The organism is Micromonospora sp. WMMA1996, assembly GCF_002573675.1.
GTDB classification, from domain to species: domain Bacteria; phylum Actinomycetota; class Actinomycetes; order Mycobacteriales; family Micromonosporaceae; genus Micromonospora; species Micromonospora sediminicola.
This window is the reverse complement of the sequence record NZ_PDHU01000001.1, coordinates 1,309,661-1,322,020: the sequence shown is the minus strand read 5'-3', so window position 1 is coordinate 1,322,020 and position 12,360 is coordinate 1,309,661. Positions and strand designations below refer to the sequence as shown.

Below are 12,360 nucleotides of genomic sequence, written 5' to 3'. Positions count from 1 at the left end.
GGCGTTCACCCGTGGCACACCGGCCGTCGACCGGAGCGGTGGTAGGTCAGGTCCAGGCGAGCAGCGCCGCCTCCGGGTCGGCCAGGAAGTCCCCGATGTCGCGGAGGAACTTCGAGCCCAGCTCACCGTCGATGATCCGGTGGTCGAAGGAGAGCCCGAGCGTGGTGACCAGGCGCGCCTTCACCTTGCCCTTGTGCACCCAGGGCTGCTCCCGGACCGCGCCGAAGGCGAGGATCGCCGACTCGCCCGGGGGCAGGATCGGCGTACCGGTGTCGACGCCGAAGACGCCGACGTTGGTGATGGTGAGCGTGCCCCCGGACATGTCCGCCGGGGAGGTCTTCCCCGACTTCGCGGTCTGCACCAGGCCGGTCATCGCGTCCGCCAGCTCGCGCAGCGAGAGCCGGCCGGCGTCCTTGATGTTCGGCACGATCAGGCCCCGCTCGGTGGCCGCCGCGATGCCCAGGTTCACGTACTCCTTCACCACGATCTCGTCGCCGGCCCAGGTCGAGTTGACCATCGGGTGGCGCTTGACCGCCAGCAGCACCGCCTTGGCGACCAGCAGCAGCGGGGAGACCCGCACCTCGCGCCACTCCCGCCGATCGCGGAGCCGGTCCAGCGCCTTCATCGCCCGGGTCACGTCGACGGTGAGGAACTCCGTCACGTGCGGGGCGGTGAACGCCGAGCGGGCCATGTTCTCCGCGGTCAGCTTGCGTACCCCCTTGACCGGGATGCGCTGCTCGCGGTCCGCGCCGAAGCTCGCGACCGACGTCGCCGGCGCGGTGACCGTCAGCGGCTCGGCCGCCGCCGGGGTGCCGCTCGCCGCCCGCTGTACGTCCTCCCGGGTGATCGAGCCCAGCGGACCGGAGCCGGTCAGCGTGGCCAGGTCGACCCCGAGGTCCTTGGCGAGCTTGCGGACCGGCGGCTTGGCCAGCACCGGACCGGAGACCCGGCCGTTGCCGTTCACCGCCGGAGCGGGCGCGACGGGGGCCGGCGCCGGCGCGACCGGCGCCGGGGCGGCGGCCTGGGCCGGCACGTCGCCCTTGCGCGCCCGGCGCTTGGCCGGCGCGTTGCGCGGGCCGTAGCCGACCAGCACGGCGGTCCGCCCGCCCGGGGCCGCGCCGCCGATCAGGCCCGGCTCGACCATGCCCTCGGCGGGCGCGACCTCGACCGCGGCCAGCGAGGCGGCCGACGGCGTCGGCAGCGCCGACGCCGGGGCACCGGTCGTCGACTCCTCCACCGGCCCGGCGCCCGGGTCGGTGTCGATCGCGATGATCGGTACGCCGACCTCGACCGTCGAACCCTCCGGGTGGAAGATGGCCTGCACCCGGCCGGCCCACTTCGCCGGGATCTCGACCGCCGCCTTCGCGGTCTCCACCTCGACGATCGGCTGGTTCAGCTCGATGTCGTCGCCCACCTTGACCAGCCAGGCGAGGATCTCGCCCTCGGTCAGTCCCTCGCCCAGGTCGGGCAGGTTGAACTCCTTGATCCGGGACATGCCGCTCACCAGCCGAAGGTGCGGTCGACGGCGTCGAGCACCCGGTCGAGGTCCGGCAGGTACTCCTCCTCCACCCGGGAGGCCGGGTAGGGGGTGTCGAAGCCGGTCACCCGCAGCACCGGGGACTCCAGGGAGTAGAAGCACTCCTCGGTGACCCGGGCCGCGATCTCCGACCCGAGGCCCAGGTTGCCCGGGGCCTCGTGCACGACCACGCAGCGGCCGGTGCGCCGCACCGACTCGTACGCGGCGGTCAGGTCCAGCGGGGACAGCGTGCGCAGGTCGACGACCTCCAGCTCCCGGCCGTCCTCGGCCGCGGCGGTGGCCGCGTCCAGCGCGGTGCGCACCATCGGGCCGTAGGCCAGCACGGTGGCGTCCGTGCCGGGCCGCGCGACCCGGGCCGAGTGCAGCGGGTACGCGTCGGCGAGCGGCGCGTCCAGGTCGACCGGACCCTTCTCCCAGTAGCGCCGCTTCGGCTCCAGGAACACGATCGGGTCGTCCGAGGCGATGGCCTGCTGGATCATCACGTACGCGTCCTGCGGGTTCGCGCAGGTGACCACCTTGAGGCCGGCGGTGTGCGCGAAGTAGGCCTCGGGCGACTCGGAGTGGTGCTCCACCGCGCCGATGCCGCCGCCGTAGGGGATCCGGATGACCATCGGGATCCGCACCTTGCCCTGCGAGCGGTAGTGCATCTTCGCCACCTGCGACACGATCTGGTCGTACGCGGGGTAGACGAAGCCGTCGAACTGGATCTCGCAGACCGGCCGGTAGCCGCGGATGGCCAGGCCGACCGCGGTGCCGATGATGCCGGACTCGGCCAGCGGCGTGTCGATCACCCGCTGGTCGCCGAAGTCCTTCTGCAGGCCGTCGGTGATGCGGAACACGCCGCCGAGCTTGCCGACGTCCTCGCCCATGATGACGACCTTGGGGTCGTTCTCCAGGGCCCGCCGCAGGCCGGTGTTGAGCGCCTTGCCGAGGGTGAGCGTCTCCGTGGCCATCAGTGGGCGCTCCCCTCGAACGACTCCATGTACTGCGAGAACCGGGCCCGCTGCTCGTCCAGCTCGGGCGACCCGTGCGGGTAGACGTGGTCGAACATGCTGACCGGCTGCGGGTCGGGCATGGTGAGCACCCGCTCGCGCAGGTGCACCGACTCGGTGCGGGCCTGCTCGTCGACCTCGGTGAAGAACGACTCGTCGGCGATCTGCTGCTTGAGCAGGAACGCCTTCATCCGGGCGATCGGGTCCTTGGCCTGCCAGGCCTCGACCTCGCTGGCGATCCGGTAGCGCGTGGGGTCGTCGGAGGTGGTGTGCGCGCCCATCCGGTAGGTGTACGCCTCGATCAGGCTCGGCCCCTGGCCGTTGCGCGCGTTGTCCAGCGCGTGCCGGGTCACCGCGTACGACGCGAGCACGTCGTTGCCGTCCACCCGGACGCCGGGGAAGCCGAACCCGCCGGCCCGCCGGTAGAGCGGGACCCGGGTCTGCCGCTCCAGCGGCTCGGAGATGGCGTACTGGTTGTTCTGGCAGAAGAACACCAGCGGGGCGTTGAAGACGCTGGCCCAGACGAACGACTCGTTGACGTCGCCCTGGCTGGTGGCGCCGTCGCCGAAGTAGGCGATCACCGCCTCGCCGTCCTCGCCGCCGGTCCTGCCGTCCATGGCGACACCCATGGCGTACCCGGTCGCGTGCAGGGTCTGCGCCCCGATCACGATCGTGTACATGTTGAACTTGAACTCGTTCGGGTCCCAGCCGCCCTGGTCCACGCCGCGGAACAGGCCCAGCGGCATGATCGGGTCGATGCCACGGCAGTAGAGCACGCCGTGCTCCCGGTAGGTGGGGAACGCCATGTCCTGCGCGCGCAGCGCCCGGCCGGAGCCGACCTGGGCGGCCTCCTGGCCCAGCAGGCTGGCCCACAGGCCCAGCTCGCCCTGACGCTGGAGCGCGGTGGCCTCGGCGTCGAGCTTGCGGACCAGGACGAGGTCGCGGTAGAGCCCGCGGTACTCCTCGTCGGTGAAGTCGACGCGGTACTCGGTCCCGTCCGGGCCGAGCGCGGTCTCGATCCGCTCGCCCTCGGGAGTGAGCAGCTGTACGAGTTCCGGCTCGCCGGTCGCGGCGGCGCGCCTGGTTCGGGGTGCGGCCCGCTTGCTGCGGGTGGCGGCCCCGGGGTCGCCCTTTGCCATCCGTCTCTCCCTGTCTGTCTGCGCCGGCGCCGGGGGTGACCCGAGCCGCGCACCTCGTGCGCCCGCCCGGCTGCTGCCGGGTCGGTCCCTGGCGACCGCGCCTAGCCCCGGTGAGGGTTGCCGCGCGGCGTGAGCCGGGGTCCGTCGGGGGACCCAGGCCCGGGAGCGCCGGCGCCGTACCGCACCAGCCGCGGGGTGCGCGGAGGTGGCGGCTGCGTTGCCGTCGTGCCTGAATGATTGCAGAGGAGGTGAGCGGGCCCACAGTATGGCCTCCCCCGTCGGTGACGTTCGATCGGGTTCGCGACGCATAGACGTTTTTGCCCGATGTCTCAGGCCGGGCCGACGGACAAATTGTGTGTCGACACGCGGTGGTGGCTGGTGAACTGAGCGTCACTGGTCCAAGCTGACGGTGAGCCTCGGCGCGGCATTTGTCCGAATATGCGCGCGTGCTCTCCCGTCCACGTCGACGCGTACGAGGAGTGTGCCCGGTGTCCGAGCCAGAGGGTCCTCCCGGTGCTCCCTTCCTCGGCCGGCACCGGGCCCTGCCCGCCGCCCGCTACCGCCGCGTGGTCGGCGCGCACCGGGCTCCCGGAGCCGGCGGACCGAGCCGCGGCTACCTGCTGACCGTGGCGCTGCTCGCCGGCACCGCGTCGATGCCGATCCTGGCCGCGATCAGCGCCGGCTCGGCGACCGTGGGGAACAGCGCGCTCCCGGACACCAGCACCCCGTTCCTCCCCACGCCCTCGGTCGGCCCGGTGGTCGTCCCGCTGCCGCAGACCACCCAGGCCCCGGTGCTCCCCGCGCCCACGCCCGTGGCCGGCGCCACCACCGTGCCCCCGCGACCGGTGCTGCCGGCCGCCCCGGTCCCGGCCGACGACAGCGACCTCGTCCGCGAGCGTCGGTCCCGGCCGGCCACCGCGCCGACGCCGCCGGCCACGCCCACCCGGCCCACGCCGGTCCGGCCGCCGCGCCCGTCGCCGGTGCCCTCCCCGTCCCCGTCGCCGTCCGACCCCGGGACTCCCGGACCGAGCCCGAGCCCCGAGCCGTCCGGCTCGTCCGCCGAACCGACGCCCGGATCGTCGGGCGGCTCGTCGGAGCCGACCTCCGAGCCGAGCGAGGAGCCCGCGCCGAGTGGCGGTCCCGCGCCGAGTGGCGGTCCCGCGCCGAGTGGCGGTCCCGCGCCGAGTGGCGGTCCCGCGCCGAGTGGCGGTCCCGCGCCGAGTGGCGGTCCCGCGCCGAGTGGTGGCCCCGCGCCAAGTGGTGGCCCCGCGCCGAGTGGTGGCCCCGCGCCAAGTGGCGGTCCCGCGCCGAGTGGTGGCCCCGCGCCGAGTGGCGGTCCCGCGCCGAGTGGAGAGCCGGACGATACGCCGCTTCCGAGCGCGACGGTCGCGCCCAGCCGGTCCGCGCCGAGCCCGTTCTCGCGCTCGGCCGGCCCGGGGGCCGGAGTGTCCGGCCGGCCTGACCCGGGCGATCCGCGCGGCGTGGTCGGGCCGGCCTGATCGGCCGGTCCGCCGCCGGATGGCCCGACCAGTCACGAGCGATATGACCAGGAGTCATATTTATGACTCTCCGGTATATCGCTACCTTCCCGAGGCTTCGCCTCCCGCGTCACGCAGCGTCACGCGAGAGGCACATCCGGGCGAGCCGGTGTTGATCATTTGCAGCCGGCACGCAGGCACCGTCACACGGGCCGGTCAGGCGGACCGGTCAGGCGGACCGGTCAGGCGGGGTCGTCGGTGAGGCGGTGCCGGTTGGCCTCGATCCAGGCGTTCAGTGCCTCCGGGTCGTCCGGGTCCACGCCGTCCGCCATCAGCTGGGCCACCGCCGCGGTGGCCGGGCTGCGCCGTTCACCGGTGCTGTAGAGCCGGGCGAACTCGGGCACCATCTCGGTGATCGTCTCGTCCGTCCGGGCGGCCGCCGACTGCGACAGCCCCCGCTGCCGGGCCGCGTACGCCGCCCAGGCGCGGAGCACCCGGGGCAGCATCGCCGCGTCGTCCATGTCCAGCACGGCCCGGCGGTGCACCCAGTCGAGCAGGAACAGCTCGGCCACCATCGGGCTCCACCGCATCGGGTCCGCGTCCGGGAAGCTCGCCGCGTGGTCGAGCAGCAGGCCGAGGCAGAAGTGCAGGGAGGCCAGCTCGCCGTCGGCGACCTGGGGCAGGCCGAACCGGGCGGCCTCGGGCGAGTCGAGGAAGGCGCGTACCAGGCGGGTCCGTTCCTCGTCGGTGGGCGGGAGCACGACGGCCGGTCCGGCCGGCGGGGCCTGCCCGGGCAGCACGGCCAGCCGGGCGCCCACCAGGGCCCGGTCGGTGGCGAGCGAACCCTGGGTGGGCAGCTCGGCGAGGTCGTCGGTGACCGCCAGGTGACGGCTCACCTCCGCGTGCATCCGGGCCGGGTCCTCGGTGCGGAACCAGGTGAACTCGTCCTCGGTGCAGATCTCCCGGGCCTGCTCGACGATCCGGGCCGCCGGGCCGCCGACGAACACGTCCTTGGTGATGCCGATGTTGTGGTCGACGAGCGCCACCAGGGCGTGTTCCGGGCCGCCCTGCTCCTCGTCGTCGTACGCGAACGTGGCGAGGTAGGAGGTCTGGTCGCCGTACACGTCGCCGTACGCCCAGGCGCCGGTGACGCGCACCCGGCCGAGCTGGCCGGCCCATGCCGGGGCGTGCGCGCCGGGCCGGACCCGGGCGGCGCCCTCGGCGTCGGGCACCAGGGTGGCGAAGACGGCGCGGATGGTGGTGGCGGCGGCGCTGCGTCGGCGGGACGTGGCGGCGAGGAAGCCGGCCACGAACTCGCGGACGGCGTGCTCGCGGTCGTGCTCCGCGACGGCGTAGACGCTGCCCAGCAACGCGGCGCCGAGCATCTCCGCGTCCAGGGCGGAGTCGAGCCTCGTCACGTCGCGCGCGGCGTGCAGCACCGCGTCGTAGGGGGTCTGTGGCGTGGCCATGCGTCGACCCTACGCCGCGCTGCCGGCCACCACATCGGCCAGCGCGCCGGGTTCAGCGTCGCCCGGCGTCCCGCACCGCGTCGCGGGCCGTGCCGTAGCGCGCCAGCACCGCCCAGACCGGGTCCAGCACGTACTTCTCGCCGACGCTGCCGACCGAGGTGAGCAGGCGCTGCTCGGCCCGACGCCGGGCCCGCCGGGCCGCCCAGCCGACCACCGGGCGGGTCAGCACCGCGACCAGCAGCCCGGCCAGCAGTCCGCCGAGCAGCAGCACGGTGGGCCAGGGCACCTCGCCGAGCTTCGGGTGCTCCAGCGGCGGCAGGCCGAGCAGGCGCAGGGCGTACCCGAGGACCAGCCAGACCAGCCCGCCCAGCGCCGCGAGGGTGACCAGCCACTGGAGCCCGCCGACCACCCGCCACCAGCTTGGGCGGCGGTCCATGCCGAGGTCGGTGGCGGCCACCGCGTGGTCGAGCGCGCCCGGCAGCTCGCCCAGGCGGGACCGGGCCGCGCTGGTCACCGCGGTCGGCCACGGCGCCGGCAGCTCGGCGCTGGACCGGTCGGCCACCGCCCGGATGGCCAGGTTCAGCGCCGACCGCTGCGCGGCCGTCGGATCGGGTACGGAGGTGGCCGCGACCAGGCTCTCCGCCGGCGCGTCCGGGTCCCGCCCGGGCAGGTGCAGCCGGCGCAACGGGTCCGGCCGCAGCTTCCGCCACCCCCGCACCAGCGGCCAGCCGGTGCTGGCGACGGCCCGGTGCCGGTAGGCCCCCTCGACCGCGTGCGCGACGGTCGCCACCCCGGCCGCGCCGGCCAGCGCCCGGGTGAGTTCCTGGGCCGAGGCGTCACCGGGCCGGGTGGCCGGTGGCTCCGGACCGACCAGCGGTTCGAGGTCGGCCACCACGGCGTCCACGTCGCCGGAGAGCCGGCGCAGGGCGGCCTGCCGTTCGGCGACCGTACGCTCCAACTCACCCCGCAGCCCGTCCAGCCCGGCCGGATCCACCGCCACGGTGGGCAACAGCGGCACGCCGCCCAGCCCGTCGGCGTCGAGCAGCCGGCGCAGGTCGTCGAGGACCCGGGGCAGCTCGGTCGGGGGCAACCGGTCGGCCTGGTTGAGCACCACGACGGTGACGTCCTTGTGCCGGTGGAACTCGCGCAGGTAGCTGGTGTGGATCACGCGGTCGGCGTACTTCTGCGGGTCGACCACCCAGACCACGAGGTCGACCAGGCCGAGCAGCCGGTCGACCTCCAGCCGGTGGGTGTGCTGGACGGAGTCGAAGTCGGGCAGGTCCAGCAGGACCAGCCCGTGCAGGGTCGACTCGTCGTCACCGTCGAGCGGGCTCTCCCGGACGAACCGGTGCCGGGGCAGCACCCCGACCCAGTCGAGCAGCCGGACCGCGCCGTCGAGCGGGCCCCAGACGCAGGCGTGGGTCACGCCGGTGGTCGGGCGGCGGACGCCGACCGGGGAGAGGTCCATCCGGGCCAGCGCGTTGAACAGGCTGGACTTGCCGCTGCCGGTGGCGCCGGCGAGGGCGACCACGGTGTGACGGCCGGAGAGGGCGAGCCGGTCACCGGCCCGCTCGACCACGGTGTGCGCGGCGACGAGCTGGGCGTCGGGCACCTGGCCGTCGACCGCGCCGAGGAAGCGCTGGACCGCCTGGAGGCGCGCGATCAGGACGTCCGGGTCGATCCGCTGGTCACCCCGGAACGCCTCGCGCATCCGCCCCACGATGTTGCTCACTGTGCCGTCCTTGCTCGCGACTGCGGGGCTCGCAAACCCGGCTCACTCCTCGCGCTCACGGGCGACCGTCCTGCTCGGTGGTGGGCAGCGCGGCCCGGTCGGCGCGGGTCAGGCCGCTGCGGTGCCGGGCCCGCTCGACCTCGGTTGCGGCCCGCCGCAGCGTCGCGCCGGCGTCGGCGGCCGGGCGGGCCGCCTCGGTGCGGGCGAGGAAGCGGCCGGCCTCCTCGGCCAGCAGCGCGCCGACCCGGTCGAGCAGGTCCACCCGCGCCGTGCGGGCCAGGTTTCGCACCGCCTGATCGCCGAAGATGGCCTGGAGCACGGTCTGCCCGGCGACCGCCGTGCCGGTGCCGGCGGCCACCTCCAGCCCGGTCGGAATGAACGCGGTGGAGGCGAAGACGCCGATCATGACGGCCAGGCCGGTGGCGTTGACCGCGTACGCGGCCGTGCGGGCCACGAACCGCCGGTCCCCGCCCTCGACCCGGACCAGCTCCAGCACCCCGCGCTGCCAGTCGCGGACGAGTTGCTCGGCGCGAGCGGGCAGGTCGGCCGAGGCGTACGCCAGGTCCGGCTCCAGCAGCGCCGCGCCGGCCGGGTGCGCCTTCCACCCGGTGTAGGCGTTCTCGGCCGCCTCGGCGGCCACCCCCCGCAACAGCGTGACCAGCTGGGACTCGATCGCCGTGCGCAGCTCGGCCGCCGGCGCGGGCCGCCCGGTGACCGCCGCGACGACCCGGTCGCGCAGCCGGCCGATCCGCGCCTCCAGGCTGCGGAAGAACTCCCCGGTGCCGACGAACTCCTGCCAGCGGGCCAGCACCTCGCCGCGGAGCAGCCGGCCGTCCTTGAGCCCCTGGTCGACGGTCCGCTCGGCGCCTCGGTAGGCGGCGCGGACCCGCTCGTCCAGCGCGTCGGCCGAGGTCGCCTGCTCGTCGGCGGCTTCGGCCAGCGCCTCCACCACCGGGTGCAGGGCGGCGAGCGCGCCGTCGAGCGTCTGCCGGACCACCGCCGCGCGGGCGTCGGCGTCGGCGGCGAGCCGGGCGAACCAGCCGCTCAGCGGGGCGGTCATCCGGTCGGGCAGCAGCCCCTGACCGTCGACCCACGTCTCCGGCAGCACGAACAGCGGCGCGGCGCCCAGGTCCTGCGCGGCGAGCATCTCCGACAGGTGGGCGGCGATCTCGTCGGCGGCCTCCGGCGGAACCCGGTCGAGCACCATGGCCACGGCGGTGCCCCGGGCGCGGGCGCTGCGCAGCAGCTCCCAGGGGACGGCGTCGGCGTAGCGGGCGGCGGTGGTGACGAACAGCCACAGGTCGGCGGCGGCCAGCAGTTGCCCGGCCAGCGCCCGGTTGGCGTCGACCACCGAGTCGATGTCGGGCGCGTCGAGGAAGGCCAGGCCGGGCGGGAGCGCCGGGGCGGTGACCAGCTGGAGGGTGCCGGGCTGCTCGCTCGGCTCGGTGGTGCGGGTCAGGCCGGGCAGCAGGTCGCCCTGGCGGAACCAGGCGGCGTCGCTCGGGCTGCAGACCAGCACCGGCGAGCGGGTCGTGGGGCGGAGCACGCCGGCCGCGCTGACCCGTGCCTGGACCAGGCTGTTGACCAACGTCGACTTGCCGGCGCCGGTCGACCCGCCGACGACCACCAGCAGCGGGGCGTCGAGCCGGGCCAGCCGGGGAAGCAGGTAGTCGTCGAGCTGGTCGGTGAGGCTGCGGGCGGCGTGCCGGGCCGGCTCGGCCGAGGCGAGCGCGAGCGGGAAGCGAGCCGCGTCGATCGCGGCCCGCAGGCCGGTGAGCGCGGCGGGCAGGCCCGCCGCGGCTTCGGCGGGCTGGTCCTCGCCGGTGGGAGGTCCGGTGCGGGCTGCGACGGCGGGCGCGCCGGCACGGGTGGCGGAATCGCCATGCGTCGTCACCGCTAAAGCGTGCCCGACCGACGCAAGGTAAGACAACCGGACGGTAATAACGGTCAGGTTGCGCCGGGTCGGCTCAACCCCGACTTGCGGATTGCCGATCGCGTGGCACTATTGAGTCAAGTTCACTCAACTTGTGGTGCGGTCGCTTCCGGGCGACCCGCCGGGCAGGCCACCTGACCTGCTCACCCGTTACGAAGCGAGGAAGCGAACATGGCACGTGCGGTCGGCATCGACCTCGGCACGACGAACTCCTGCGTCAGCGTTCTCGAGGGCGGTGAGCCCACCGTCATCGCCAACGCCGAGGGCTCGCGTACGACTCCCTCGATCGTCGCGTTCGCCCGCAACGGCGAGGTGCTCGTCGGTGAGGTCGCCAAGCGCCAGGCGGTGACCAACCCCGACCGGACCATCCGCTCGGTCAAGCGGGAGATCGGCACCAACTGGACCGTCGACATCGACGGCAAGAAGTACACCCCGCAGGAGATCTCGGCCCGCACGCTGATGAAGCTCAAGCGGGACGCCGAGGCCTACCTGGGCGAGCAGATCACCGACGCCGTGATCACCGTCCCGGCCTACTTCAACGACGGCCAGCGTCAGGCCACCAAGGAGGCCGGCGAGATCGCCGGCTTCAACGTGCTGCGGATCGTGAACGAGCCGACCGCGGCGGCGCTGGCGTACGGCCTGGACAAGGGCTCCAAGGAGCAGACCGTCCTGGTCTTCGACCTCGGTGGCGGCACCTTCGACGTGTCGCTGCTGGAGCTGGCCGAGGGCGTGGTGGAGGTCAAGTCCACCAGCGGTGACAACCAGCTGGGCGGCGACGACTGGGACCAGCGCATCATCGACCACCTGGTGAAGACGTTCCGCGGCGAGCACGGCATCGACCTGTCGCAGGACAAGATGGCCATGCAGCGTCTCAAGGAGGCCGCCGAGAAGGCCAAGATCGAGCTGTCCGCCGCCACCACCAGCAACATCAACCTGCCGTACATCACCGCCGGTTCGGCCGGCCCGCTGCACCTCGACGTGACCCTGAGCCGCGCCGAGTTCCAGCGCATGACGCAGGACCTGCTGGACCGCTGCAAGGGCCCGTTCGAGCAGGCCGTCAAGGACGCCGGGATCAAGATCTCCGACGTCGACCACGTGATCCTGGTCGGCGGCTCCACCCGGATGCCGGCCGTGACCGACCTGGTCAAGCAGCTCACCGGCCGTGACCCGAACAAGGGCGTCAACCCGGACGAGGTCGTCGCCGTCGGCGCCGCCCTGCAGGCCGGCGTGCTCAAGGGCGAGGTCAAGGACGTCCTGCTGCTCGACGTGACCCCGCTGAGCCTGGGCATCGAGACCAAGGGCGGCATCTTCACCAAGCTCATCGAGCGCAACACCACCATCCCGACCAAGCGCTCCGAGGTCTTCACCACGGCGGACGACAACCAGCCGTCGGTGCTGATCCAGGTGTTCCAGGGCGAGCGGGAGATCGCGGCCTACAACAAGAAGCTCGGCACGTTCGAGCTGACCGGCCTCCCGCCGGCGCCGCGCGGCGTGCCGCAGATCGAGGTCACGTTCGACATCGACGCCAACGGCATCGTCAACGTGCACGCCAAGGACCTGGGCACCGGCAAGGAGCAGAAGATGACGATCACCGGCGGCTCCTCGCTGCCGAAGGACGACATCGAGCGGATGCGCCGGGACGCCGAGGAGCACGCCGACGAGGACAAGCGTCGCCGTGAGGAGGCCGAGACCCGCAACGTGGCCGAGGCGCTCCAGTGGCAGACCGAGAAGTTCCTCGCCGAGAGCGGCGACAAGCTGCCCAGCGAGAACCGGGACCAGCTCAACGAGGCGCTCGGCGAGCTGCGCAGCGCCCTCGGCGGCCAGGACATCGAGAAGATCAAGTCGGCCCACGAGAAGCTGGCCCAGGTCTCCCAGCAGGCCGGCTCGCTGCTCTACGCCCAGCAGCAGGAGGGCGAGCAGACCGCCCCGGGCGCGGCCGGGCCGGGCGCCGGCGCGGGTGCCGGTGCGGCCGGCGGCCCGCAGGCCGGTGGCGCCGACGACGTGGTCGACGCGGAGATCGTGGACGAGGACAAGAAGTGACCTTCGGTCCCGGGCACGGTCCGCACGGCAGAGGGATGAG

8 protein-coding genes are annotated in these 12,360 nt (G+C 74.0%); 1 reads left to right on the top strand and 7 read right to left on the bottom strand.

Annotated features, from left to right (window positions below; all coding sequences use genetic code 11):
- Positions 1 to 46: 46 nt before the first annotated feature.
- From COO58_RS06490 to COO58_RS06460, 7 genes are all read right to left on the bottom strand, one after another.
- Entirely contained in the window at positions 47 to 1,504 is a 1,458-nt protein-coding gene (locus COO58_RS06490; protein WP_176558753.1) for a dihydrolipoamide acetyltransferase family protein, read from the bottom strand.
- A complete protein-coding gene (locus COO58_RS06485) occupies positions 1,501 to 2,490 on the bottom strand; it encodes an alpha-ketoacid dehydrogenase subunit beta (protein ID WP_091565947.1) in 990 nt (329 codons plus the stop codon). Before COO58_RS06485 ends, COO58_RS06490 begins: the two co-directional genes overlap by 4 nt.
- On the bottom strand, positions 2,490 to 3,668 hold the full coding sequence (pdhA, locus tag COO58_RS06480) for a pyruvate dehydrogenase (acetyl-transferring) E1 component subunit alpha (protein WP_091565944.1): 1,179 nt from the start codon (positions 3,666 to 3,668) through the stop codon (positions 2,490 to 2,492). The genes COO58_RS06485 and pdhA overlap by 1 nt, the downstream gene beginning before the upstream one ends.
- A 613-nt stretch (positions 3,669 to 4,281) precedes the next feature.
- Complete coding sequence (locus COO58_RS30615) at positions 4,282 to 4,620, bottom strand: hypothetical protein (RefSeq protein ID WP_255292533.1); 339 nt, start codon at positions 4,618 to 4,620, stop codon at positions 4,282 to 4,284.
- A gap of 768 nt (positions 4,621 to 5,388) precedes the next feature.
- Complete coding sequence (locus tag COO58_RS06470; protein WP_098744173.1) at positions 5,389 to 6,615, bottom strand: hypothetical protein; 1,227 nt, start codon at positions 6,613 to 6,615, stop codon at positions 5,389 to 5,391.
- 52 nt (positions 6,616 to 6,667) lie between these two features.
- Entirely contained in the window at positions 6,668 to 8,326 is a 1,659-nt protein-coding gene (locus COO58_RS06465; RefSeq protein WP_098744172.1) for a GTPase, read from the bottom strand.
- 76 nt (positions 8,327 to 8,402) lie between these two features.
- Complete coding sequence (locus tag COO58_RS06460; protein ID WP_098744170.1) at positions 8,403 to 10,241, bottom strand: GTPase domain-containing protein; 1,839 nt, start codon at positions 10,239 to 10,241, stop codon at positions 8,403 to 8,405.
- A 210-nt stretch (positions 10,242 to 10,451) separates the two neighbouring features.
- Between COO58_RS06460 and dnaK the strand changes: the two genes are divergently transcribed.
- Positions 10,452 to 12,320, top strand: a complete 1,869-nt coding sequence (gene dnaK, locus COO58_RS06455) for a molecular chaperone DnaK (protein WP_091565933.1) — start codon at positions 10,452 to 10,454, stop codon at positions 12,318 to 12,320.
- Positions 12,321 to 12,360: the final 40 nt, after the last annotated feature.